The sequence below is a fragment of the Chryseobacterium jejuense genome, from assembly GCF_900100075.1.
Taxonomy (GTDB): Bacteria; Bacteroidota; Bacteroidia; order Flavobacteriales; family Weeksellaceae; genus Chryseobacterium; species Chryseobacterium jejuense.
Genome location: NZ_FNEG01000001.1, coordinates 1,175,101 through 1,200,214, shown reverse-complemented (window position 1 = coordinate 1,200,214; position 25,114 = coordinate 1,175,101). Strand labels below are relative to the sequence as shown.

The 25,114-nt window shown below is 34.2% G+C and carries 21 protein-coding genes and 1 tRNA gene; 5 read left to right on the top strand and 17 right to left on the bottom strand.

The features are described 5' to 3' along the window. Positions 1-263 precede the first annotated feature (263 nt). The 3 genes from BLS98_RS05385 to BLS98_RS05375 all read left to right on the top strand — a co-directional run bounded on the left by BLS98_RS05385 (position 264) and on the right by BLS98_RS05375 (position 6,303). Complete coding sequence (locus BLS98_RS05385; RefSeq protein WP_111994733.1) at positions 264-1,886, top strand: hypothetical protein; 1,623 nt, start codon at positions 264-266, stop codon at positions 1,884-1,886. Between the two features lie 173 nt (positions 1,887-2,059). Continuing rightward, positions 2,060-5,179: a LodA/GoxA family CTQ-dependent oxidase gene (locus tag BLS98_RS05380; protein WP_089734267.1), complete on the top strand. Its 3,120-nt coding sequence runs from the start codon at positions 2,060-2,062 to the stop codon at positions 5,177-5,179. Positions 5,180-5,181: 2 nt separating this feature from the next. Beyond that, entirely contained in the window at positions 5,182-6,303 is a 1,122-nt protein-coding gene (locus tag BLS98_RS05375; RefSeq protein WP_089734265.1) for an NAD(P)/FAD-dependent oxidoreductase, read from the top strand. A gap of 680 nt (positions 6,304-6,983) precedes the next feature. On the opposite strand, the gene BLS98_RS05370 is transcribed toward BLS98_RS05375, so the two are convergent. The 4 genes from BLS98_RS05370 to BLS98_RS05355 form a co-directional block, all read right to left on the bottom strand. Next, positions 6,984-7,922, bottom strand: a complete 939-nt coding sequence (locus tag BLS98_RS05370; RefSeq protein WP_228435998.1) for a hypothetical protein — start codon at positions 7,920-7,922, stop codon at positions 6,984-6,986. A 217-nt stretch (positions 7,923-8,139) separates the two neighbouring features. Further along, positions 8,140-8,340 carry a hypothetical protein gene (locus BLS98_RS05365; protein ID WP_089734263.1) on the bottom strand — a complete coding sequence of 67 codons (201 nt, stop codon included), beginning with the start codon at positions 8,338-8,340 and terminating at the stop codon, positions 8,140-8,142. Positions 8,341-8,607: 267 nt separating this feature from the next. Further along, positions 8,608-8,681, bottom strand: a tRNA-Ala gene (locus tag BLS98_RS05360). 105 nt (positions 8,682-8,786) lie between these two features. Next, a complete protein-coding gene (locus BLS98_RS05355) occupies positions 8,787-9,608 on the bottom strand; it encodes a hypothetical protein (protein ID WP_089734260.1) in 822 nt (273 codons plus the stop codon). Between the two features lie 515 nt (positions 9,609-10,123). Here BLS98_RS05355 and BLS98_RS05350 point away from each other — a divergent pair. Further along, positions 10,124-12,733: a TonB-dependent receptor gene (locus tag BLS98_RS05350; RefSeq protein WP_089734258.1), complete on the top strand. Its 2,610-nt coding sequence runs from the start codon at positions 10,124-10,126 to the stop codon at positions 12,731-12,733. A 93-nt stretch (positions 12,734-12,826) separates the two neighbouring features. On the opposite strand, the gene BLS98_RS05345 is transcribed toward BLS98_RS05350, so the two are convergent. The 13 genes from BLS98_RS05345 to BLS98_RS05285 all read right to left on the bottom strand — a co-directional run bounded on the left by BLS98_RS05345 (position 12,827) and on the right by BLS98_RS05285 (position 23,871). Next, complete coding sequence (locus BLS98_RS05345) at positions 12,827-13,711, bottom strand: hypothetical protein (protein WP_089734256.1); 885 nt, start codon at positions 13,709-13,711, stop codon at positions 12,827-12,829. A gap of 29 nt (positions 13,712-13,740) precedes the next feature. Then, positions 13,741-14,364, bottom strand: coding sequence for a hypothetical protein (locus BLS98_RS05340; RefSeq protein ID WP_089734254.1), 624 nt, complete (start codon positions 14,362-14,364; stop codon positions 13,741-13,743). Next, positions 14,361-14,840 carry a DUF4259 domain-containing protein gene (locus BLS98_RS05335; RefSeq protein ID WP_089734252.1) on the bottom strand — a complete coding sequence of 160 codons (480 nt, stop codon included), beginning with the start codon at positions 14,838-14,840 and terminating at the stop codon, positions 14,361-14,363. Before BLS98_RS05335 ends, BLS98_RS05340 begins: the two co-directional genes overlap by 4 nt. 15 nt (positions 14,841-14,855) lie before the next feature. Next, positions 14,856-15,509, bottom strand: a complete 654-nt coding sequence (locus BLS98_RS05330) for a hypothetical protein (protein WP_089734250.1) — start codon at positions 15,507-15,509, stop codon at positions 14,856-14,858. A 3-nt stretch (positions 15,510-15,512) separates the two neighbouring features. Further along, a complete protein-coding gene (locus BLS98_RS05325) occupies positions 15,513-16,187 on the bottom strand; it encodes a hypothetical protein (RefSeq protein ID WP_089734248.1) in 675 nt (224 codons plus the stop codon). A 2-nt stretch (positions 16,188-16,189) separates the two neighbouring features. Beyond that, the gene (locus tag BLS98_RS05320; protein WP_089734246.1) at positions 16,190-16,864 is read right to left on the bottom strand and encodes an Imm26 family immunity protein; all 675 of its coding nucleotides are present in this window, start codon (positions 16,862-16,864) and stop codon (positions 16,190-16,192) included. A gap of 3 nt (positions 16,865-16,867) precedes the next feature. Then, entirely contained in the window at positions 16,868-17,542 is a 675-nt protein-coding gene (locus BLS98_RS05315) for an Imm26 family immunity protein (protein ID WP_089734244.1), read from the bottom strand. Positions 17,543-17,560: 18 nt separating this feature from the next. After that, positions 17,561-18,151: a hypothetical protein gene (locus BLS98_RS05310; RefSeq protein WP_089734242.1), complete on the bottom strand. Its 591-nt coding sequence runs from the start codon at positions 18,149-18,151 to the stop codon at positions 17,561-17,563. Between the two features lie 19 nt (positions 18,152-18,170). Continuing rightward, entirely contained in the window at positions 18,171-19,787 is a 1,617-nt protein-coding gene (locus BLS98_RS05305) for a polymorphic toxin-type HINT domain-containing protein (protein WP_089734240.1), read from the bottom strand. A gap of 16 nt (positions 19,788-19,803) precedes the next feature. Further along, a complete protein-coding gene (locus tag BLS98_RS05300; RefSeq protein WP_089734238.1) occupies positions 19,804-21,936 on the bottom strand; it encodes a type VI secretion system Vgr family protein in 2,133 nt (710 codons plus the stop codon). 434 nt (positions 21,937-22,370) lie between these two features. Then, positions 22,371-22,862 carry a GNAT family N-acetyltransferase gene (locus tag BLS98_RS05295; protein WP_089734236.1) on the bottom strand — a complete coding sequence of 164 codons (492 nt, stop codon included), beginning with the start codon at positions 22,860-22,862 and terminating at the stop codon, positions 22,371-22,373. A 38-nt stretch (positions 22,863-22,900) separates the two neighbouring features. Then, on the bottom strand, positions 22,901-23,380 hold the full coding sequence (locus BLS98_RS05290; RefSeq protein WP_089734234.1) for a MarR family winged helix-turn-helix transcriptional regulator: 480 nt from the start codon (positions 23,378-23,380) through the stop codon (positions 22,901-22,903). A 2-nt stretch (positions 23,381-23,382) separates the two neighbouring features. Continuing rightward, positions 23,383-23,871 (bottom strand): GNAT family N-acetyltransferase, encoded by a 489-nt coding sequence (locus BLS98_RS05285; RefSeq protein ID WP_089734232.1) that lies wholly within the window; start codon positions 23,869-23,871, stop codon positions 23,383-23,385. 200 nt (positions 23,872-24,071) lie between these two features. Between BLS98_RS05285 and BLS98_RS05280 the strand changes: the two genes are divergently transcribed. Beyond that, positions 24,072-25,052, top strand: coding sequence for a BtrH N-terminal domain-containing protein (locus tag BLS98_RS05280; RefSeq protein ID WP_089734229.1), 981 nt, complete (start codon positions 24,072-24,074; stop codon positions 25,050-25,052). Positions 25,053-25,114 lie beyond the last annotated feature (62 nt).

Sequence of the window (25,114 nt, the reverse complement as noted above, 5' to 3'; positions counted from 1 at the left end):
AGCATAAAAAATTGGTAAAGGCAAGATAAGAGATTCAATTAAATATCACATGAAAATTTAGTCACCATTCCATAATACATTATTTTAAAATTAAGTATTACTACTTAATTATTTTTAAAAATATTGCATTAATATTGTTTTTATGATAAAATTAAAAAATTATATGGCATAAAATGGAATTTGTAAAATAGTGTAATATTTTTTTAATAATCAAAAGAATGTTATGGCAATTTTAAAAATATAATCAACTAAAAACTAATAACATGAAATTAAAATTCAAAAAAATGATGCTTTTGAGCATAACGACAGGTACTATTTTCAGCCTTATTTGTTGTAAAAAATCTATAGATTCTATAGAAATGAATAAAAATGATAAGGAGTCTATAGACCATTTTGAGAAAAAGTATTTTTCAAACTATAACAAATCATTCATCCCAGATACGGATGACGATAATCTATGGAAAAATGATACTTTAGTTGTAACCAAAGAAGATTCTGCGAGAGCATTTCACACTTGGTCTTGGCAAAAATATCTGCATTTAACACAGAATATTAAAAATTCAACAAATGAAAAAACTCAGGATGGTTTGCCATTGTTCCTGGATGATTCAAAAAATATTTTTCAAATTACTGAATACGGAGAACCTGTACATCATGAGAATAAATCACCTTTAAAATTATTTGCATTTCATCAAGCAGGTAGTGACCATCCTGTATTAAAATCAAATACAGACTTTGCTGGGATTTCTGAAGATTATACTGTGTTTTATTCGATACATATGAATAAAATTATGCATGATCAGATGGTTAAAGCTACATATTCTGCTATAGAGAAAGTAAAAAAAGGGATTACAAATATAAGTGATTCAATAGAGGCTTATAATAATTATTCATTAGAACTAAAGGCTGCCTGGGTAGATCTTAATGCGATTCCCAAAGATAAACAGAAAAATTACTTGATTGTAAATAATGTACCACAAATAAAAAAAGCTTATTTAAACACATTAGATTCTCTCACCAGAAAAAATGATTATAATAATGTTAATCTAATCATTAATAATCCTCTAAACTATCAAAACATACCCGCTGTTGCTCTTGTTGGTTTACATATCGTTGGCAAAGTAGAAGGATTTCCAGAAATGCTTTGGGCAACTTTTGAAGGTCAGGATTTAGCCCCAGATAATCTAAATAACTTAACTGATTTAAATTCAAAACAAAGACACAGTTTTAAATCAAATACAACTAACAGTCAGCCAATTGCTAAAACAGAGGCCCATTTTTTATTCTTTAAAAAAGGTGAACTTAGTGCAACAGATTCTCTGAATGCTATTAAGTTTGATGCCTCAACTAGAAAAGGTAAAATAGCTGATAAAGCATATCGTAAATATCCATTGGGTATATCCCAAAAAAAATATGATCATCCCAATAATTCTGAATATAGAAGACATGCTGATCTTGCTAATGAATTAAATAAAAAAGCACTTAAGAAAAGTGAAATTAAGCAATATTATAACGGTAACATCTGGCTAGCAATGCTTAATAGCAAGGAGTCCAGAAATATAGATGTTTATCAGCAATTTAATACGGGAAATTTAAAATTGGCAGGAAGTCCAAATGCGACAAATATTACGATGGAAACGTACCATCAAAATACCACCTGTTTCTCTTGTCACGGAATATCAAATTTTTCATTAGATCCTAAAAAAGATGTTCAATACAGAACTTTACTGAATGTGAGTCATATATATGGAGCTTATTTCGCCGATGCATATAGAAAAAAAGATAAATCAAAAAACAAAATATTGTTAAATATCAATGATGTAACATCTTTAAATGAATTGATCAAAACTCAAAACGAACAAAAATTAGAAGCAACTTTTAAGTAAAAAATAAATCTCCTGTTGTTATTTGAAACAACAGGAGATTTTAAACATCTGGTAGATTATTTTTTCAATAATAATATTAAAATAGATCCATATAATAGGATTGATTCATTTATATCCTTTGTTAAATATTAATAATCAAATCATTGTAAAATAATTAATTAAAACTTATTAAAATGGAAAAAAAGTACATTAACGATCTTAAGGCTCAATTTATTGACACTTACCAAAAAGTTATGATAGAAAATGGGGCAAATCCAGCACCAAGAGCCGTATTCAGAAAACAGCATGGTATAGTACATGGTGAATTAAGTTTAACCAATAATTTACCGATTGAAAAATTAGTAGGTGATCTTGGTTTCTTTGGAATTAAAGATAATTTCAAGTGTGTAATGCGTTTCTCAAGTGATACAGACCCTAAGAAAACAGATGTAAAGTCTACCATTGGTTTAGGTTTAAAGATTTTTGATTTACCGAATAATGCTGAAGGGTTTGAAGGGACAAATACAGATTTTATATTTCAAAATATTGATGTGTTTTTTGCTCAAAATGCACAACAAATGGTAGAATTCACGCAGATTTCCTCTTCAGGTAATATCAACCAATTAAATGAATATTATAGAGAAAACAAAGAATTGAAACGTATTTTAGACCAAATGGAAAAATACGAAGACAGTTGTTTAACCCCTGCATACTACCCTATCATACCATTCAGATTAGGTGAAAAACATATGATCAAATTACGGCTTAAACCAGCCGTTGAAGAAAATTTCCCTGTCATTATGAAGCAGAAAGATTATTTAGCTAAAGATTTACAGCAAAAATTATCTAATGATTCTTTCCAGTTTATTCTTGAAGGACAAATCAAAGAGATTGATGAAAAAATAGCAGATAATCTACAATTAAGATGGGATGAAAGTTTTATTGAAATTGGTAGATTACACCTTCCCAAACAAGATTTGAATCTGATTGGAGTAAAAGAACTTGGTAATCATATTAATTTTAATTGCTGGCGTATAAATTCAGTAAATCAACCTTTGGGTAGTATTGCTGAAGCAAGAAGAGATGTTTACAAATATGGTGCAGAAACCAGATACAGCGCTAATGCTTTAGAGTTTAGAGAGCCTCAAGGAGGAATTTGCCCTTTTCATGCACAAAATAATGATGAAAAAATCACCGACCACGAAATTGTGAGTGCAGCAATATATCCTTCAATAGGTATCATGCGTGTAGGCAATAGTGATGAGTACTATATAGGACCACAAGTTCCAGAACCCATAATGTCAAATGATCTTTCTTTTTATAGGGATAAAGAAGGTAAAATTAAAAGACAAGCAGCAGAATTTAGAATATATGGTCTGAATATTAAAGGAGAAGTTGTAAAAGAGCTTACCCATCCTGATATGAAAGACAAAGTTGAAATTGATTGGTCGTGCCATTTAGCCAACCAGAAAGCAGCTTGGTATCAATTTAATCTTGCATTAGATATTCCGGAAGCCAATGAAGATGAATATAAATATTCATTTAAAAGAAATTCAGAGATCCTAGATCGTATGAGCCTCGTTATTGATGGAGGTGTAAAAAATATAGACAGCAAATCGATCAACACATCAGCAAAATTTATAGGGAAATTTTTAAGAGACACAGAAGTTTATCTTGGAGAAATATTTTTCGATAAGAATTCACCAAATTCCAAAAGATTACATATACTTGGGGGTAAAGGTATATCCAAAAGTTATAAAAATGAAATTGCTTTAGATTTTGCCAATAACGATGGCTGGTATGATGACACTTCTGATGGACCAGTAACAGCCATTGTAAAATTCAATAATAAAGAAATCAATGTAAAACCGGCTTGGGTAATTTGTGCACCTCCAGATTATGCTCCTATGCAACAATCGGTAAGAACAATGTGGGATTTAATGAGAGATCTATCTGTAAGAGAACTTAATTTGCCTTCTCCACTTAGTCCTTCATTCTCTTATGATATATTTCCCATCTTTAAAAGAATGACAGAACTACAATGGGTAAACAAAGGTTTTTTAACCACTTTTGGATTCAATGGAATTTATAATTTCAATGAAAATGTATGGGTTGAAAAATTAAGAGATGGAACGATGAATAACCTGGAATTCAGAAGACAAATGTTTAATCAGTTTAGGCAGTTTGAGCTCCCAGGTTCTCAATCTCCAGCTTTATGGCCTTGGTTATATGGAGATGCGACGGAAATAATAGGAACCGGAAGCCCTAGACAGCATAGTACACTTACAGGTTTGCAAATCAAAATGTTGCAGCAATGGGTAGATGGGAATTTTATTGATGATTGGGATAAATATAAAACCAATTATATGAGTCCTAAATCTTTAGATGAATATCCTGTACAAGAGCAAGCTGACTTACTTACAAGAGCTGCTTTAGATTTTTGTCTAGCAGACGCTTTTCATCCAGGTTGCGAAATGACATGGCCGGTAAGAATATCTTCTATGTATGATTCTCCTTTTAGATTTAAATTTGATAGAGATCATCTTATTAAAGACAACCTTGATTACGGACCTTTTATAGATCAAACGTTACTTAATAAAATAGTTAATCCTTTCGAATTTCAAATTCCAGGCGGTATAACACGTTGGATGGCTATTCCTTGGCAAACAGATACGGCCTCATGTAAAGACGGATACGACAGTTCATATGACTCTTATATTCCAACATTTTGGCCAGCACGAGTGCCTAATGAAATTATTACTTACAAGCAATTTAAAGCTTTACAAGAAAAACAAGGAAATCCACAACAGCAATTAGAAATATTTAATCAACGTTTTGAATGGTTAGAAGATTTACCGGGTAACCCCACTATTTATTCCCCATATGAAGAAATTATTAATAAAATGATCACTCATTTTGATGCTGTAGGCACAGTGCTACCTATGAAATTAGACGGAAAAATCACGAATAACGACAGCACTAAAATTCCAGATACTGTGCAAGTTGCGTTAACCAGCTCATACACTAAAATTATCAATATCATTTTAAAAGAGACCAGACAAAAGCTAATAGATAAGGTTACAAAAGATAAGGTAATTGAAATAATATCAGATAATGTATTGAATTCTTTTACATTACAAATTGACGGAGATATAAAAAAAGAGGCGGAGCATCTATTAAATAACTCAGAAGAATTAGAAAACCTAGTGTCAAAAGTTCAACAAACAAATAAAGATTTGCAAATAGAATATGTTAAACCAAATCAGAAAATAGTAACTATTCATGAAAGGTTTAGAAGACGTTTTAATTCTTAATAATGAATAACTATTTCGACATTATAATTATTGGAGGAGGCATAGCGGGGTGTATCGCTGCCATGCACCTCCATTCATTTTACAAAATTTTAGTCATTGAAAAACCAGAAAACACAAATGTTTTACATGGGGAAACTTTAGTGGCATCTAGTAAACGTATTTTTAGTGAATTAGGAATTGATATTGATGAAATAATGCAAAATTCATTGGTTGGCAAACCTACAATTGGTATGCAATCATATTGGGGAACCCCTTATCCTATCATGCAAGATAGCATACAGAATCCTGAAGGCCACGGCTGGTCTATCAATAAGAATAATTTTGTAAATGAATTACAAAAAACAACAAGCGAGCGAGGTATTACAATCATTAGAGAAAATATCATTAGTGTTTTAGAAGAGTCTCAACAATGGGCTTTGATTACAAAGACAAAGGAGGGTTTCGAAAATAATTATCAAGCTAAATTTATCATAGATGCTTCAGGACGTAGAAGTTTGATGGCTCAAAAAATGAACATTCAGCGCCTCAAAAAAGATCAACTTATCGGGATTCACGGAAGTATATACATTCCAACTCTAAAAGAACTTTCTACAATCTATACTGTTGAAAATGGATGGTGGTATATTACTAAACTACCTAATAAGAAACACTTGATTAGTTTCTTTACAGATTCTGATTTATGCGATAAAAAGTTGACAAAAGATGGAGAATTTTTTAAAAATTATTTTTTAGCTGAAAAAGATTTAATGAAAATTTTAGAAATTAAAGAAGAAACATTACAGTATGAATTTTTAGGGACAAAAGCATCACATTCTTCCTATCTTAAATTTCCAATACAATCGAATTGGATAGCAATTGGAGATGCGTGTTTAACCTTCGATCCATTATCCTCTCAAGGAATGTTTAATGCTTTAGCAATGGCTACTCAATACTCCAAATTGATCATTAAATCGAACGTAGTTCATACCTTATCAGAAGACATTAAAAATGCATTTATAGCAGAATGCAATCGTATTGCAGAAAATATTTGGTCTCGTTATGAATATCATCATTACATCTATTACAGGATGGAAAAAAGATGGCCAAACCAATTATTTTGGAATAGACGTCACTATCTTAAATAAGCATTATTGATGAAATAAGGTATGAGATTTACTTAAATGAATTAGTCAATACTTAATCTGACAATTACTTTTAACTCCTAACTGTCAGATTAAGTCGTGGCTATTATAAAAGATATTATATGTTGAGAATAATTTTACGATTATACCCTTTTTTATCTTTTGTTTTAATATACGGCAGAGACTTATATTTCCCGTACTATATTTTGATTATACATCTAAATAGCTTCTCTCTCCTCCAAATCTCCAATGCCTCTCAAGGCTTCGTTAAATATTTTTCAAAAGAAAAACCGGAAAAAAGAAAGCAAATATGAAGTGTTGACAACGATAGAATACCAAAAGGAAACGGAATAATTGGAGGGTACCTTTAGGGAGGAATCCGTTTATGCCGTAGTCTTTTGGTTGCTTAAGAAATGGCTGACAACAATACCTTAGCTGCCTTTTTACCGGTTTTCTATTGAGAATATTTTCATATATCATATCAAATTTTATATTCTTTATAAATTCTGAAATCGAGATGTTATATATTCTCCATCCAAATATTCATAAATGCTTTCTATTCGTAATAAATCTTCCTTAAAAAAATTCGAGAAATCATCTGTTGGGGCTAGAGTCTTTTCTCTCTTTTGACTTATTGTAATTTTTTGAAACGAGATTGGGAGTTTTGGTAAAACTGCCCCAGATTAATCTATTCGCAGACACCGCTTCCAGTTGGAACCATCGAACTCCATTACATCCTTGGATCCTATGGACCACATGATTCCATCGGCTGCGCTCAGGTGATAACAAGTCCGTACCACCTCATCCCCGAAATCAACGGGCTTGAGTTTGCCGTCCTCGAGCCGGTAGACGAAATGGGAGGAAGACACATAAAGCTGTCCATCGAACACCTCCATGCCCCAGAGGTCTTCCTCGGTGCTTTCATGTTCGATCATTTCCCACTGATCATTGCGTCCCCGAAGCAGGGTCCCAAGTTGGCCGCAGGCATAGACAAATCCGTCCGGCGCACAGCGAACCTTGTAGAGCGCCAGGTTGGTCGGGCTGTTCTGCTTGGTGAAGAGGGCGCCGTCATACTGCCAGATTTCGCCTTCCCAGCCAACGGTATAAATTTCCTGTTCGCTGAAGCCATCAATCGATTCGAAGCTGGTGTCGATGATCGGGGTGTCACCGACCTGGGCGCTCTGGTCGATGCATCTCCACTGGTCTTCGTCTTCGCGAACATAGGCCTGCCGGCAGGTGCCTACAGCGTAGGCTCGACCTTTTGCGATGCAGCGGATTTCACGCAGAGGGCCGCGTTTTTTGGGATCTACGCCGCAGCTTGCTATGGGGGTTTCTTCCTTTACAAAGCCACCACCACTGGCTCGTATTGACCCATCGGTACCCAGCGCCAGATAACGTTCGGCCGGAACATGGCAGACTGTTCCGGAACAGGCAAGCCATGGTACGGTGCCGGCGCCCCAGATTCCACGATCCAGCGTGTACATTATCGAATCTATGTAACCTTCGCTCATAGCCTCGTCGTGCGTGGCAGCCAAATAGCTGAGGTCTGAGTAGCGAACGGTTCCAGTAGTAATGCTGAGTCCGCTCATCCGAGGATCTCTAGTATCCATTTTGGTATCCATATGCATGTAAATTAATAGTGATGTTATTCCTGAATAGTATATTTTTAGTTTTCATGATTTATTAGTTTTAGCTAGAAATCATCCCCTAAAAATATGCAAATATTGCCTAGACACACAATTTTAACTTAAATTATTAACACCACTTATAGTTTATCATTTAAAGAAATCTCTATAAAACACAAAAAGAAACCCGGAAGTTTCTCTTTTGTACAAATTTTTACTCTTTTCCTGCATAAATCCGCTTGGCTAGCGTCTCATCTGCTGCTGCTTTCTGATCCCATCTGTTGAGATCCCACTGTCTTCTTGTAGAAGCTTCTTTCGGTATACCATCAATGGTGATCCTTACATACACTGTACGAATTGTTTTGTTTTTTGAACTCTTTAAAAAATAAAAGAGGCCATAACTTTGCTCTAACATAATTCAACATTTTAAAGTTTATAAAAGTCGAACTAAAGATTCTATGAGCCAAGTCGTTAAAGAGATTTACATGTTGATAATCAAATAATTACACAAATAAACGCATCGTTTTTTAAAATTTAGCCATTGCCACGATTTTGCCACAAACTTTATGAGTTTATTTGAAAATTTTGCGATTTCGTAAAACAAAAAATCCTGCAAACTCTTTGAATTTGCAGGATTAATCAAGCTTTTAGCGTATTTTGAAGATTTCTTCATTTATACCAGTGGAGAATACGGGATTCGAACCCGTGACCTTTTGACTGCCAGTCAAACGCGCTAGCCAACTGCGCCAATCCCCCATTTTTGAAGCGGTACAAAAGTAAGTATTTAAATGATATATGCAAATATTTTGCTTAGATTTTTATTTAAAAAGTGCTTATAGTAGGTATTATAGCATAAAAATACTATTCTATATTCTCAAAAACAGCAAATTCCATACGACAATACCCACAGAGCGTTTTTCCAAATAAATAATTGATGATTACTCTGAGTGATTCTACTTCCAACTTATCAATATAATAACTAAGCCACTGGTAATTTTTTTCCGAAATGATTGTTTTGGAATATTCTGCTTTTGAGAGTGTTGCCGGTTCAACAGGAAACTTTTCCTGATCTTTTACAAAGACAGGGTCTTCTTTATATTGGACAAGCCTATCATTTTCATTCCATAAGGTTAAGGATTCACCACAGCTTGGACAGGTGCATATATATTCTTCATTTTCACTGTATCGCCATAAAACGGATGATACTTCAAATATTCTGTTGGAAACAGCTAAAGCAGTCAAAAAGTGCCTTTTATCATATTCGTCTTTTTTCAGAATATCCAATTCCAGCATAACAGCTATCTGATTTAATTTACCAAAGGAATTATTAAATGTATTCTTTATTTCTACAATCTTTTCCGGATCACATTTACTGTTCAAAAAAATAGAATCCATTTCTCCTTCACCACCATATTCTGAAAATATTGCCATTGTATAAAGAAAAGTCTCCAATTTAAATTCGTGATCTTCTGCTTTCTCAATCAACTCTATAAGATAAGGAAAGACTGCAAATGTTACTTCATACAAACTCATCTGATGGCTTATGTACTCAGTAGTTATTTCAATCATCAGGTCGATATCAAATGTTTCAGATAGCTTTTGGATCAATTCAGGGATCTCATCTGAATTATTAAATGCACTGTCTAATTTCTTCCATTCTGATATCTCTGTAAGTGGTAGCATATATATTATTTAAATTTTTGAAAAGACCTAAAAATCAGTTCACAACACCCACACTATGAACCAGAATCGGAATCTTTGCAATAAAGGTATCAAATTTTCGGAAGATTCTATCTTTTATCATATATCAACCCTCTATTGAGCTATGATAAAAACGTTACTCTTTCCCATTTGAATGCAGATTATATTACATGCGTTAAATATGAAACACAATAACTCTCTTTACATAGATTTAATAAGAAAAAAAATCTATATTTTGTATAAAAATGCTGATATTTCTCAATATTTTTTACCAAATAAATGTTTATATTATCATCAAAACAGACTCTTTTTGGTTAAAATTATTGATCTAACAAACTATAAACTAAAGTGTTAAATAAAGTTAACATATCATAAAATAACCATCAATCATGCTCAGTATCCGACGTTTACAAAATCGCGTAAAAAAGATTTAATACTTAATTAAAAAATAAAGTTTCATCTTTGCAGCCTTAAAATCAAACACGCTAGTTTATTTCATGAGCATTATTTTAAAAAAGCGACTTCTTATAGCGCTTGTATTACCAACGGCCGCCTTGTATTATGGGCAGAGTACGAAGGATTCTTTAGAAAAATCTAAATCTATTGATGAGGTGATGTTGGTAGGTAGAAACCTTTCCCAAACAGCCAAAGAGAGAAAAACACCTGTTGCAGTTTCCAATATTAAGGCAGCTGAAATTCAGGAGAAACTGGGAAACAGAGAATTCCCTGAAATTATGAAGTCTACCCCTTCAGTATACGTTACTAAAGTAGGGGGCGGATTTGGAGACAGTAGAATTAACATGAGAGGTTTTGATGGTGCCAATATTGCGGTAATCATCAACGGACAGCCTGTTAATGATATGCAGGGAGGTACCGTTTACTGGTCTAACTGGACTGGACTAGCAGATATTGCGAGTACTATTCAGATTCAGAGAGGTTTGGGAGCTTCTAAATTTGTAGTTCCTTCTGTTGGGGGAACCATCAATATTGTAACCAAAGCTACCGATTCTGAGCAGAAAGCAATGATTAAGGCAGAAGCTGGTAACGACAATTACTCCAAACTTTCAGCAATGTACTCTTCAGGGTTGAAAAACAAATGGGCAACTACCGTATTACTTTCCCGTTGGCAAGGTGATGGTTACATCAACGGAACTAAAGGTGAAGGATATTCATGGTTTTTCTCTACAGGATTCAAGCCGAATGAAAAACATGCGTTCAACTTCATTGCAACGGGTGCACCACAGGTACACGACACAAGAAGATCTTCTGCAACCGGAGCTAATGTGGCAACTTTACAGCAGTTCGAAACTTATGGAAGAAGATACAATCCACAAACAGGAATGCTGAATGGTTCTCAATTCAATTTAGCACCTAACTTCTACCACAAACCAATCGCTTCATTAAACTGGGACTGGAATATTAATGACAACCTGAAATTATCCACAGTTGCTTACGGTTCTTGGGGACGTGGTGGCGGTGGTACCGGACTTAACGGTTCTATTGTAAACGGTAACAAAGATGTCATGAACTTCACGAACTCTGGCCCAGGTGGAGATGGTACTATCAATTGGGATATGATTTATCGTTACAACAGAGGAGGTGCAGTAACAGATTATAACGGAAATACTTTCCAGAAATCTGCTTTCGTTGCTCCTGCAGGCTCTCCCGCTGATTATAACGGACAAAATGTAGCTACTTTAAACGGAACTACTGGAATCTTTAGAAAACAAAGTATTAATGCTCATGACTGGTACGGAGTAATTGCAGACCTTAATTATAAAAAGAACAACTGGACTTTTAACGGAGGTATCGACCTTAAGACTTACAAAGGAGCTCTTTATGATATTACTACAGATTTGTTAGGATCTGATGCTTTATTTGTTAAAAGTACAGTAAATGCTCCTAATGGTTATTATGTAGACCGTACGGTAAAACCGGAACCATTAACGAAGACAGGTAATGCTCAAAAAGTATCTATCCATAACGAAGGTCTTGTAAAATGGGCTGGTATCTATGGAATGGTTGAATATAGCTCTGAAAAACTAAGCGCATCTGTTCAGGCATCCGTTTCTGAGCAGTATTACAAGAGAAGAGACTATATGTTGTACACTCCTGGTAACCAAGAAACCAAATGGTATCACAAAACAGGTTATATCGTAAAAGGAGGGGCTAACTATAACATTGATGATCATCATAATGTATTTTTCAATGCAGGAGTTATTTCAAGACAACCTTTATTTAACGCATTATTCCCATCTAACCAGAATATCTACAATGATGCAAAGAATGAAAGAATCTTCTCTTTAGAACTAGGATATGGTTTCAAATCCCGTTATATAGATGTTAACATCAACGCGTACAGAACGCAGTGGGATGACAGATTCATTTCAAGAACATTCAATGCAGGAGCTGCAGATGTTGCTAAATTCTCTCAATTAAAACTTGGAAATGCTTATTTCTACAATGCTCTGAACGTTGGACAACTTCACCAGGGTGTTGAATTGGAAGCGAAAGCAAGACCTTTTGCTAACCTTAGATTAAGAGGGATGGTTTCATTTGGAAACTGGAAATACAAAGGAAATGCTAACTTCAACATTCTTGATGTTCAAAGCAACCAGGAAGTTGCAGGAACAACAGGGATGATCAATATTAAAGATCTGAAAGTTGGAGATGCTGCACAAACAACAGCAAGTTTAGGAGTTGATTATAACATTACCAAAGCATTCAGTATTGATGCAAACTGGGAATATTATGACAAATTATATGCACAGTTCAACCCTATCAACTTCCTTACAGAAGCTGACAGAGAAAGAGGAATTGTAAAATTACCTAGCTATAACCTATTTGATGTAGGAGCGAGTTACAAATTCGAAATCGGTCAGAAAAAATCTTTAACATTAAGAGCGAACGTTTACAACTTGTTCAACAAATATTATATTTCTGAACTAAGTTCTAATATCCACGCTACTGATAAGATTGGTTCTGGTCCGGATAAAGGAAAAACATACCAGGAAGCTGGTAGAGTTTATCAGGGTGTTGCTGATGCCAATACAGGTTTCTTAGGATTCGGAAGAACGTGGTCTGTGGCTGCGACTTTCAGATTCTAATGATATCATCTGAATATAAAACAATTGAACCCGTCACTTTTGGCGGGTTCTTTTCTTTTAGATGTTGTTACACTCTCCTATTAATCAATATCATTACAGCTCAACCAATTTAATATTCAAATCCATGTCAATCAGATAAGCAAGATGTTCATGCATTTTTTCGATGAAATGAAGTTCAGCATTTATGATCTTACCGGTTGATTTTTCAAAATTGTATTTTGTTTTGACACTGAATCCAAATTGGTCAATAGAGAATTCCTTCTCATTTTCATAAAGCTTTTTGATGTGACTTTTAATGAGTTCTTCCCGATTGTTCAACACAGAATGAAATTCTACAAAAAGGGTATTGTTTTCTTCTTCAAGCTTCACCAGTTTTAGCTGATAGCTATACGCTACTCCCTGTATCAATCTGGAACGAATATTCAACGGGCTGGATAGAAAGCTGTAATATTCATTAGGTGGAAATATAAGACTGTAAACCTCCGGTAACAGAAGAATATACTGTAGATTTTTCTTCAGTTCTCCCTCAAAGCTTTTCAGTCCTTTTTCATAATTGGCAACAAATTTAATCTGATCTTTTTCTTCCGGGAAAACAGATGGTAGCTTGTTTTCCTTCCATTCTTCCCAGCTCTTCCAAAGCTCATCTTTATTCTCAACAGAAAGTATCTTTCCATCGGAATTTCGTTTGATATGAATATTGCGGGAAATATCTGCAAGGGCAAGACTTTGCAGTAAAAAAGGCTTCATTGTATGATTGTCTGTATCTCCTGTGATTTCCAGAAGCTTTATCCTATTGTAAATAAGATCTGATTCTTTCTGCTGGTCAAGAAATAGTTCAGATGAGGTTTTTAAAGAAATTGGGGGATTTTCCTTACCCATCAGAAAGGTGTTCTCCACATTCAGGGTATATTCCTGCGAGAATTTTTCAAGTTGAAGAAGAGGAATATTTTCCCCAAAAAAGAAATTTGAAATACTCATTACTTTATTTTGACTCCTGTACCGTTTAATTAATGACTTGTTCTAACGCTTTTTTGATCCAAAACTGCCGGGAGCTGATTAAAAAGATTTTGATAGTCCAATAGTGACTCATAGTCTAAATAATCTTTAGGAACATCAAACCAATGTTTGGATAGATCTGCGGTTCCAAATTGTTCAACCAGTTCAACATTACCATTGGTTTCAGTAAATTCTTCTGAAAAAACGTTATTTTTTTTCTTTTGCGAATAAAAAAGTATTGTTTGCCCTAAACCTCCTATCCTATCTATTTGGCTTAGAAATATTTTATTATTATCATAAAGAACAAATCCATTATCAATATTGCCTTTCATAAAATTTGTACTTAAATATACTTTCAACACATCTTCTTTTTCTTCATAATATTTAATACTTATTGAAAGAGTTGTATTACTTACTGTAGCACATGGTTTCTGATCTTTATAAAATGTGATAACATATTCCAGATTATTCTCAAATGCATATTTAGCCCAATCTTCTGGAGAAATATTTGAAAATTGTTCAGGGATATTTAATCCAAATTCATTGGATAAAAGTACCTCAAGAGTAGTTTCTTCACTCATTATGATTTCTCCCATAGCAGTATTATAATCTGCAAACTCTGTTGTATATGTCACGAAAAATTGGTTTTTATATATTTCGTCCACTCTTCCTCAATTTCCGGATCATTATTTTCTTCATCAACAAAATTATAGTTGCTATAAAAATTATTGAGCTTCATAATTAAAGAAACCTGATAATTAAACCATTGGTGATATTCATCAGATTCTTCCCATAATTCTCTTACTTCTGAATGCTCTTTAAAGAAAAGGATCTTTTTGGAGGCTTTTATAACCATTTGAGCTAATAGAATCGTATCTACAGATTCCAACTGTGGCAAAATGTAGTCTGTGGAAATCAATTTCAAACGACCACTCAGTGCTTCAAGTATTGCTAATGTAATAAAACTCTCTTCGTCATCTATAAAATCATCTTCATCCAAAATTTTGGTGAGATAAGGAATCACTAATTCTTTATCCGGAGATTCCTCCAGTTCTGCAAACCAATCTGCAGCAGTATCATTTTCAAAGTTCTTGTATCCCCAAGCCCCCATAATTATATTTTAAAATTAATGTTCATAGAATCTGGCTAAATCAAATCCCATTTCTTTAGATAATTCATAATAGCTTTTATCTGGATCTAAATTCAGGTCTCTATAAACTTTATCTCTTAATTCAGGAAAATTTCTTAAATCCATTTCCTTAAAACTATCGCTATAATGCTCTCCAGAAACCAAATCTTCACGTCCTTGTAAATGAACACACTCATTTGCCAATACTTCAGGATATTCTGCACTCCAGCTAATTTCAAAATCATTGATATCCTTGTATTGAGTTTTAATATGAAGTTCTCCTCTTAACAACTGAATACTTCCATGAGCATCTCCAATAATTTCAGGAAATTCAACAGATTGATAATCTATTTTTAAATGCCCTGCCTTTCCCCATTTTAATCTATTAGCCTTTGAATCAACCCTATAAATAAAAACCCCATCTATTAGTGTTTCCAAATGTTCCGGAAGATCAGGTTTATCATATATTCCTTTATACATTCTTATTAACTGACATTCTTCATATACACCAAAGTATGATTCATGATCTTGTTCAATAGAAGATACAAAATATTGTTTCTCAACATCGAACAGAATTTGCCCGAAAATAAACTTATCCAACCCTTCAAGTTGCAAATAAAATAGATCTCCTTGATTTAATTTCTTACTCATTTCTTAATAAAACCGCTCTAAATCAAATCCCATTTCCTTAGATAACTCATAATAACTTTTATTTGGATCTAATCTAAGATTATCATAAACTACTTTTCTTAATTCATTATTATAATGTAAATCATTTTTAATTAAATAATGAGGTCTTATTACTTCTTGTGGTATAAGATCTCTTCTTTTTTGAAAATCTAAAGTAGCATGTAATAGAACTCTTGGTACACATGAAGAGATCTGATAGTCTAGCTCTTTAAATTCTTTTTCTGATAAACGAGTTTTTAAATTTAATTCTCCACGAGAAAGAATAGCTCCATCCATATCATAAGTCAAATTTTCAGGAAATTCAACTTTTGTATAATCTACATTAACATTTTTTATTTTTCCAAATTCTAATGAATTATACTTAGAGTTATTTAATGATGTTACTAAAACTCTTGGAATAATAACTTTTGGTTCAGTAAAATCATTTATATTTTCATAAATTCCATCATACATTTCTACTAACTGGTATCCTTGATAAAATCCGGCTAGAATTGGAAAGTAATCCTCTGATAATTCAGTTTTCTTTATAATTTTATTGAATTGAGAATTAACATCAAATAAAACCCTACCAAATACATATAGATTTTCATTTTCAATTTTTAGATAAAAAATATCTCCAGTTCCTAATTTTTTACTCATCCTTAATAAAACCGCTCTAAATCAAATCCCATTTCTTTAGATAATTCATAATAGCTTTTATCTGGATCGATATTTAACTCTGTATAAATTTTTGCTCTGAGTTCAGGGTTATAGTACAAATCATTATCCTTCAAGTAAGAAGGTCTACAAATATCTTCCGGAATTAAATCTCTTTTTCCCTGAAAATCTAATGAAGCATTGGCCACTGTTAATGGTACACACATATTACTTTTATAGCCTATACTTTCTGCTTCATTCCCAGTTATTTTAGTTCTTAAGGACAATTCCCCTCGGTCTAAAAACTTAACATTATTTGATAAATTTAAATTTTCCGGAAATTCTATTTGGGTATAATCTACTTTCTGATTACTAACGATTCCCCAATCTAAAACATTTCTTTTTGAATCTACAGGTTGTGTTAATACTCGTGGGATAATAATTTTGGAAGAACTGTCAAAATCATTTATATTATCATAAACTCCATCATACATTTCAACCAAATGACAATCAGAATAAAACATCTTTAAGTATGGGAAATAATCAGAAGGCAGATTATTAACATTTACAATTTTTTGATATTGTTTTTTTACATCAAACAATACTCTTCCAAATACATATTTTTCTTGATCTTTTAGTTTGAGATAAAATATATCCCCGACTTTTAACTTTTTGCTCATTCCTTAATAAAACCGTTCTAAATCAAATCCCATTTCCTTAGATAGCTCATAATAACTTTTATCTGGATCGATATTTAAATCATTATATATTTTTCTCCTAAGTTCAGTATGATAAAGTAAATCTCCATTTTTTATATACTCCGGCCATCTAGCATCTTCAGGAATAAGCTCCCTTTTATTTTGGAAATCCAGGCTGGCATAAGCAATTGTGGCAGGAACATACATCTCACTATTAAAATTATCTATTATATTATCTTTAATGTTCATATTCGTTTTGAGTGAAATTTCGCCTCTGTCTAATTTTACTATGTTCGACATGATATTTAGATGTTCTGGGAATTCAACCTTAGTATAATCAACAGGTTCATTTTTAATGATTCCCCAATTAAGTATATTCCATTTTGAATCAATTGCTTGAGTTAAAACCCTTGGTATAATAATTTTAGAAGTGCTATCATAAGAATTCGATTGATCATATAAGCCATCATACATTTCAACCAAATGACAATCAGAATAAAACATCTTTAAGTATGGGAAATAATCAGAAGGCAGATTATTAACATTTACAATTTTTTGATATTGTTTTTTTACATCAAACAATACTCTTCCAAATACATATTTTTCTTGATTTTTTAGTTTGAGATAAAATATATCCCCGACTTTTAACTTTTTGCTCATACAAACGAACAGTCTTTTTTAAGCTGGTACTGATGGGAGCTCATTAAATAAATTCTGGTAATCTAACAATGCTTCATAGTCTAAATAATCTTTAGGAGTATCAAACCAATGTTTGGATAGATCTGCAGTTCCAAATTGTTCGATGAGTACTGTTTTATCATTTTCTTTTACAAATTCCTTCAAAAAAACATTATCTTTCTTTTTATTTGAATAGAATAAGAGTGTTTTTCCCAGATCACCATACCAAGAAATTTGTTTTAAAAAATTTTTATTGTTATTATATACCTCAAAATCTCCTTTAACTATCTCACCTTTAGAAAAGATTATCATTAGATTATGCTTAAGTATATTATTATCGTAAAAATTTAATTTTATACTCATAGAATCAATGGTAACTTGACAATAAGGTTTTTCATCTTTATAATAGTTAATACTATATTCAAGATCATTTTCAAAAGCATATCTAGCCCACTCATCAGGGGTATATTTTAAAAACTTCTTTGGAACATTCTGGCTAAATTCTGTAGATAAATGAACTTCTAATGTAGTTTGTTCATCCATTATCTTTTCCATAAGTCCGTTATACTTCGAAAATTCTGTTTTATACATTTTTATAATAAATTTTTAATTAAATTAATCCAGAAATATTATCCACTATTTCTACTCCTTTTTTTCTTGCATGCTCAAGAACTTCTTTACTTAAGTTACCAACTTTTTCAACATGTAATATTACTTTATCTCCAGCTGAATTTATTACTTGGCCTGTCTGTGTCATAGGTTTACCATTATATTTTGCTGCATCATCAATATAACTTTTGATTGTTTTATCTGAAATTTGAGTTAGATCACTAGCCTTACGTTCAATAATTTTAAAAGTTCCGTCAGCATTTTCTATTAATCCGTCTATTTTTCCAACTTTCCCTTTCTTTAATAAAACTTCAACTTCATGAGAATATTTAAAACCTTTTTCTAATGCTTGCTTTCTTAATTCGCTATTCCAGACTAAATTAAAAAAATATCCGCGTCTAACTTTCTGAAACCATTTTTGAGATTCCAAAATCATTTGCGACAAGCATCTGCCAGAATTATGTACCAATAAAGCTAACAGGCCTACAAAATACGTATGAAAGTGGTCTACCGTAAAGTTATAAACTTTTTTAGGTTCATAGCTATATTCTGTTCTTTCAATGGTAACTTTCGTATTATTTTTGGTTAGAATTTTTTCGCCTATTTCTAATTCTGAAGCATCTTTCCAGCCTTCCTCAGTATAAAAAGGATGTATCGCCGTTGTCTCAATCACTTCGGCTTCCGTATAAATACTAATCGTATGGTCACTTTCATTGGTGATTAAATCAATCACCGGCTGAAGGGCTACGGTATCTGTATCTTCATCATAAGCCCAGACCAGATCTCCGATGCGGATGTCTTCAATATTTTTAATTCCATATTCAGTATGAACAGGGGTTCCAGCCGGAAAACAAGCAAAAACACAGGTTTTAAGAAGCTTTTTAGCGATATCGTCTACACTTTTCTTTAAGGCTTCTTTGCTCAGTTTTTTCAACGCCGCTTTTCCCATCTGCTGAAGAGCTTCTTTAGAGATAGCTTTTGCACCCGCTTTTATGGCGCCTTTCACACCGGCTTTTGCTCCCTGCATGGCTACTGTTCCGGTTCCAAAAGAGACCACTCCTACCGCAATAGAGGCTACATCCCAGATTAAAAATCCGGCATTCATTGCTGCTCCCCAGCCATCACCGGTCTGTATATCATTAATAAGATCACGGCCGCTCCCCCAAACGGGGATCATCCCTTCTACAAAGCCTGCTTCCCCTACACTGTCTCCATGTCCGCTGTCATCAAGTTCACGCTGTGCCTGATCCTGCATATCTTTTACTTCCTGAGCGGCATCGTCCGGAAGAGGAACCTGCCCGCTGGTCATAAATTCTATCTTTCCACCCACAGGACATTGACAGGTACTTTTTCCAATCAAAGATCTGATTCCGTTAATTTTTACCTGCCAGGTATCCTGCCAGGTCATAGGAACGGTGGCTGGTGCACAAGGGCCACCACTAACTTTGCATACCTTAAAGGATGGAATATTAATCAGAGGAGCAGCATCTTGATTGGTAGCCACAAGACAACCATGGATCTTCACCTTTGTATTGAACGTAGGTTTAAAGAAATCCGGGGCAGCTCCCTGATCGCACATCATCAGGGCATTGAGGGTGATGTATTCTAACTCATCCATGATTTCTGTTTTAGAATTACATAATATTGGTATCTCCGGAAGACATCACAGCGCTTGGTCCTCCGGTAATTGTAAGTGGCGAATCTGTGCTAATATCCATAGGGCCACCTTTACTTGACAATCCTAATGCTCCTGTAAGTGCGGTAATATCAATCATTCCTTTTCCTGCTGATGCCATAATTCCTGCTTCAGATATGGTAATAGAATTATCTCCTACTTGTAGGGTAATACTTGTTTTTCCGTCAAGAGTAATATTTCCGCCTGCATCCATTTTTAATAAGGATTGCGGTGGAGCATCTTTCTTACCCCCAACATTGATTACATTGGCGCTTCCTGCATTTACGGTATGATTGCTATTAGCGTTGGTAGTTGCATTTCCGGTTCCGTCAAAATTCATATTGGCCCCACCCTGATCTTTAAGATTCATAGATCCGGCACCATTATCATATTTCAATTCTGCACCGCTTCTGCCGCTGAAACTCATGATATTATTTCCGTTACCACCACCAGCTCCAATTCCCCCATGATACATTCCGCCCATGACAAAAGGACGGTCCGGATGAAGATGTACAAAGTTGACAATCACCTGATCTCCCACTTCGGGAATAGACATAAAGCCACGATTCTTACCTACTTTTTCACTGCTTCCAGCGTCTGGTGACATCACACGGATAAATTCCGTTGTATCCTGCCCACTTTGCCAGTCGAGCTGAACCTGTACGCGGCCTTGATTTTCAGGATCTGTGTTGGAAATGATCTTACCAAACTGTGGTTCTGCCACGGGAACTGTAAATTCCGGTCTTGGAATAAATCCGGTATCAGAGGCTATGGCCTGAAAAGACCCATCGTAATACCCTCGTGCATCCACTTGATGGGTTACTTCTATCAGCATGAGCTTGGTAAAATACCCAGTGTTATTCGTATCTGTTTTACGCATTTCTATATCTGCAATACAGCCTGGATAAAGAAATGGTACGGTTGTATTTCCCGAAGTAATAAAAACTTCTGAGGCCTTGCTTCCCGCAGCACCTTTCTGTGAGGCATCAATATCCATGAAGGAAGCAGCCTTGATGGGTGCAACGCGTAAAGACGGCGTCTGAAAAGTCTTTTCTGAAATTTCATAGGCACGCTTGGCGATATCTGAGGTATGGGTAATTTTTGAGCTTCCGCCTTTAAATTTCTCATTTTTACTGCTGTTATATCCATAAAATGATGGATTAACATGCTGAGCTTTCATTTTGATTTTAACATCAGTGAGATTACTGCCATAAGTTAGCATCACAGGTTTTTCCTGCGGAGGCAGCTGTCCGAAATGCAGTACTTCCCCATCATAAAAGAATTGCTCCCCATAAGCTTCTGCCATTCTCGCCAGATAATTATAATGAGTTTCTTCGTATTGACAACTGTAAGATACATTTCCCTGACGGGCGTCTACTCTAAAATCATATTTTCCCTGCCCTAAGCCTTCTTTAATAACTTCATTAGCAATACTGTTCAAACTCATAGGCTGTGCTCCTCCAAAACTTTGAATATGAGGGGCTGCATCTAACAAGATTGTTGGACTGAACCCTGATAAGACAAGGTTCCCAAGACTTCCTTTTTCCTGGCTGAATCCAACTTCTGTGATAACTCCCACAAAATTTCGTTCTGCACCCCCTTCCACATCTTTATACTTGAAAACAACGGTAATCCTTTTTCCCAGAAAGTTTTGGGCTTCTTCAAGATTATGGTTTTCTGCACTTCCTAGAGTATCATGGGCCAAAATAAGATCAAACTCATGATGTTTGGTGGTACTTTGGGTGAGCTTAAAATGTTTGAAATATTTTATAGGTTTGCCTTCCACATGAATATCAAGTTTTACCACGCGGTTAATTCCTGCTATGGCACTCTCCGGGATACTGTCTGCATTGAATATTCTGGAAGTGGGCTGTTTTGCCCAGAGTTTTTCTTTAATAATGGCAGGTTCATTCGGTATCAAAGGCTGATTCAGGAATTGTTTTCCTGTATTCACCACATTCACTGCATTATTCACTTTAGAAGCAACTTTCTTTACTTCTTTGATTTTTTTATTTTCCTTGATTTTGTTTACAAAACCTTTCTTGTCTGAATCTATTTCCGGTTTGGGAAGATTATTCTGTTCCTGAAACATAACATCAATTTTTTGGTGTATGACTTAATTGGATATTCAACCTTTGCAGGCGAGACCCTTTAGCTCAAAGAACCAATCCTTAGCTTGCAACGGCCTCTTGAACAAGCTTTTCTATGATTGATCTGAGATGGGTTCAATTGGAATTTTCAGAAAAATTATTCCACTTTAAGTACCTGAAAGTACTTTTTTACAGGAGTGATTGTTATATTTTTTCATAAGTTTTTCGGTGATTTTGGTAATGCAATATATAACCTTAAATATTCACGTCAAAATGAATTACCTATTATTTGAAAAATTGTAGTAGAACTACGACAATGAATTTTTAAAAGTCTTACTACCGGGGCTTTTCAGATCCTCACCAAATAAAACACCCATATTACAATCAGATAATCAGCAACATGGGTGTTAATTTACAAATAGGATAATTTGTATTTTTATTTCACTGCTTTTTCATAACAATTAAATATTCCTTTACGAAAACAGACTGTTCCCACCAGCTTATACCCTTTTTTAGTATAAACAATATTAGCGGTATCATTCAAAGAAAAAGCATCAAATCGAATCGATTGATATTGGTTTTGTGCAGCAAATTCTTCTGCGTAACGAATCATCTTACTGGATATTCCTTTTCCTTGTGCAGCAGGCTTTACATATAAACGATGGATCACAACAAAAGGTGTAGGAGTTTTCCAGTTCAAATCGTTGTATTCTTCATCACACAGTTCGTTAAGAGCCATGTAGGCCAATACTTTTCCTTCTTCTTCAAAAACAAACCCTTCTCCTTTTTCTGTATCCTCTGCAAGAACCTTTATATTTGGATATTCTTCGTCCCATTGATCAATTCCCTCATTCAACATGTGTTTTTTTACTTCTTCAAGTACCTGAGCGGCCTGAAGTACATCTTCATGAATTGCTTTTCTAATCATTGTTATTGTTTACTAGTTTTGTTATATAATACAAATGTTTATTTTGAGTTTTTAAGCTGCAGGGCTCTCTGATAAAAAGACTGATTGGTAATCTTCTCTTCCGCTTCATTAAGTGCTGCCAACAGATTATTCTGATTATCTGAAATCTCTCCTAATATCTGAGACATCAGTTCCCAAACCGGTTTCATTTTTTCAATAAGCTCCTCTCCTTTAGAAGTTAATATAAACAGTCTTTTACGTTCATCCTGTTTGTCTTTCTTCCATGCTATAAGTTCCTGTTTTTCCAGTTCCTTAAGCAGGGTTATGGTTGATGGATGAGTGTACCCTATTTCATTGGCGATTTCTACAACACTCGCTAATTCTTTTTGATAAATCGTATAGATTACGGGAAACCATTTAAGTTCAAAATTAATTCCAAAGGCTTTGTAGATCAGGGCACCATCTTTTCTCAGTTGCTCACTGAGGCGGTGCATTCTTGTAGATATGGCTAGGATTCCTGCTTCGTTAATTACATTCATATTCAGTTAATATGTAAGTGATAAAAAATATCATCAGCACTCATAAGTGGAAAACGTTCAGGAAGGGTTTCTTTTTTGATTTTTGTAAAATCATTCCTTTCGTAAAAACGCTGAGCTGCTTTCAATACCGATACTGTTCCCAAATATAGTTCATCAATTCCATTTTCACGACAGAAAGAAATCAAAGTTTCCAGCAACATCTGGGCAATATTCAATTCTCTACCTCTGAATTCTTTTTTCACAAACATTTTTCTAAGCGCTCCTCTCCTTTCGCCAAACTTCACTAAAGCGATAGAGCCTACCAGTTCTCCGTCTATAAAAGCTCCCCAAAAATTTCCACCGCCTTCGTGATAAAAACTTTCAATCTGTTTCAAATCAGGCTGATCTTCTGCCGTAATAGGGATATTAAATTCTTTCTGCTGAATGGTTAAAATCAAATCAATAAGCTGCTCTGAATAAGCATTTCCTATGGGTTGAATCTGTAATTTCATAGTGTTTTCATTTTAAAGTATAAAACTACGTAGTTAAATACATATATGCAAATTATTTTTATAGAAAATGAATTTTAGCACAGTTTTGAATCATCAAATCAACTGTTTATTTATCTGATTTTTAATCAAAAGATCTAAATAAGACTTTTATTATATTATGATATTTAAGTAATTTCGACATCAATAACCTGATCAATGAAATGAAAATAGAAAACTTGAAACCATTTAACGGAAAGCATTGCGAAACAACTGCAACTGGAACTCTATTACTCGAACTCGGAATTGAGCTTTCCGAACCTATGCTTTTTGGATTGGGTGAAGGTCTCGGTTTTATCTATTGGAATATGAAAACCATGGATTTCCCATTTATTGGCGGGCGGGTAAAGCCTGATATCCTAACTCAAAATATAGCCAGAAACCTAAATCTGGAATTAATGGTTAAAGAAACTTCTTCCCCACAAAAAGCCTGGACTTCTGTAAAAGAACTTATTGATAAAGGACAAGCTGTTGGATTAAAGATGGATTGCTACCATCTGGAATATTTTTCAAACCCGTTTCATTTTGCAGGTCATTATGCCGCTATTTATGGGTATGATGACCAAAATGCTTTTCTCATAGATACAAGACAACAAGGCGGACAGGTTACAACTTCTTTAGAAAGCCTGGCTTTGGCCAGAGCTGAAAAGGGCGTTATGGCTTCTAAAAATCTATATTACACTATCAAAAAAACAGATCAAAAATTCAATTTAGAAAAGGCAATATTAACAGCGGTCAGAAATAACGCCACCGAATATCTGAACCCTCCCATTACCAACGTAGCTTACAAAGGAATACTGAAAACAAGTAATGAAATTATCAAATGGTTTCATACCAGTAAAGATATTAAAGGTGAATTTGGGCTTTCTGCGATGATGATGGAAAAGGCAGGAACCGGAGGAGCATTGTTCAGAAACCTGTATCGGGATTTTTTGAAGGAAAGCTATGGGATGCTTGAACTTAAACAGCTAAAGACAGGATATGAATCATTCTCAGAAATTGCAGAACTCTGGACAGCGGTTGCCATGTTATTTGAAAAGGTAAGCGAGACCAAAGATTTTAAACATATTCAGGAAGCCTCCAAGATTTTAAAAACAATTGCAGACAAAGAAAAAAAGGCAATGGAATTATTGGCAACACTATAATATTCAATTGTCTTCATCTATACCTATCAAAAAACGTGTGCCATTTCTGACACACGTTTTAA

Bases quoted from the DNA above. Each gene is read 5' to 3' on its own strand.
- BLS98_RS05385 (WP_111994733.1), top strand. From the start codon at position 264: ATGAAATTAAAATTCAAAAAAATGATGCTTTTGAGCATAACGACAGGT.
- BLS98_RS05380 (WP_089734267.1), top strand. From the start codon at position 2,060: ATGGAAAAAAAGTACATTAACGATCTTAAGGCTCAATTTATTGACACT.
- BLS98_RS05375 (WP_089734265.1), top strand. From the start codon at position 5,182: ATGAATAACTATTTCGACATTATAATTATTGGAGGAGGCATAGCGGGG.
- BLS98_RS05370 (WP_228435998.1), bottom strand. From the start codon at position 7,922: ATGGATACCAAAATGGATACTAGAGATCCTCGGATGAGCGGACTCAGC.
- BLS98_RS05365 (WP_089734263.1), bottom strand. From the start codon at position 8,340: ATGTTAGAGCAAAGTTATGGCCTCTTTTATTTTTTAAAGAGTTCAAAA.
- BLS98_RS05355 (WP_089734260.1), bottom strand. From the start codon at position 9,608: ATGCTACCACTTACAGAGATATCAGAATGGAAGAAATTAGACAGTGCA.
- BLS98_RS05350 (WP_089734258.1), top strand. From the start codon at position 10,124: ATGAGCATTATTTTAAAAAAGCGACTTCTTATAGCGCTTGTATTACCA.
- BLS98_RS05345 (WP_089734256.1), bottom strand. From the start codon at position 13,711: ATGAGTATTTCAAATTTCTTTTTTGGGGAAAATATTCCTCTTCTTCAA.
- BLS98_RS05335 (WP_089734252.1), bottom strand. From the start codon at position 14,840: ATGGGGGCTTGGGGATACAAGAACTTTGAAAATGATACTGCTGCAGAT.
- BLS98_RS05330 (WP_089734250.1), bottom strand. From the start codon at position 15,509: ATGAGTAAGAAATTAAATCAAGGAGATCTATTTTATTTGCAACTTGAA.
- BLS98_RS05325 (WP_089734248.1), bottom strand. From the start codon at position 16,187: ATGAGTAAAAAATTAGGAACTGGAGATATTTTTTATCTAAAAATTGAA.
- BLS98_RS05320 (WP_089734246.1), bottom strand. From the start codon at position 16,864: ATGAGCAAAAAGTTAAAAGTCGGGGATATATTTTATCTCAAACTAAAA.
- BLS98_RS05315 (WP_089734244.1), bottom strand. From the start codon at position 17,542: ATGAGCAAAAAGTTAAAAGTCGGGGATATATTTTATCTCAAACTAAAA.
- BLS98_RS05310 (WP_089734242.1), bottom strand. From the start codon at position 18,151: ATGTATAAAACAGAATTTTCGAAGTATAACGGACTTATGGAAAAGATA.
- BLS98_RS05305 (WP_089734240.1), bottom strand. From the start codon at position 19,787: ATGGATGAGTTAGAATACATCACCCTCAATGCCCTGATGATGTGCGAT.
- BLS98_RS05300 (WP_089734238.1), bottom strand. From the start codon at position 21,936: ATGTTTCAGGAACAGAATAATCTTCCCAAACCGGAAATAGATTCAGAC.
- BLS98_RS05295 (WP_089734236.1), bottom strand. From the start codon at position 22,862: ATGATTAGAAAAGCAATTCATGAAGATGTACTTCAGGCCGCTCAGGTA.
- BLS98_RS05290 (WP_089734234.1), bottom strand. From the start codon at position 23,380: ATGAATGTAATTAACGAAGCAGGAATCCTAGCCATATCTACAAGAATG.
- BLS98_RS05285 (WP_089734232.1), bottom strand. From the start codon at position 23,871: ATGAAATTACAGATTCAACCCATAGGAAATGCTTATTCAGAGCAGCTT.
- BLS98_RS05280 (WP_089734229.1), top strand. From the start codon at position 24,072: ATGAAAATAGAAAACTTGAAACCATTTAACGGAAAGCATTGCGAAACA.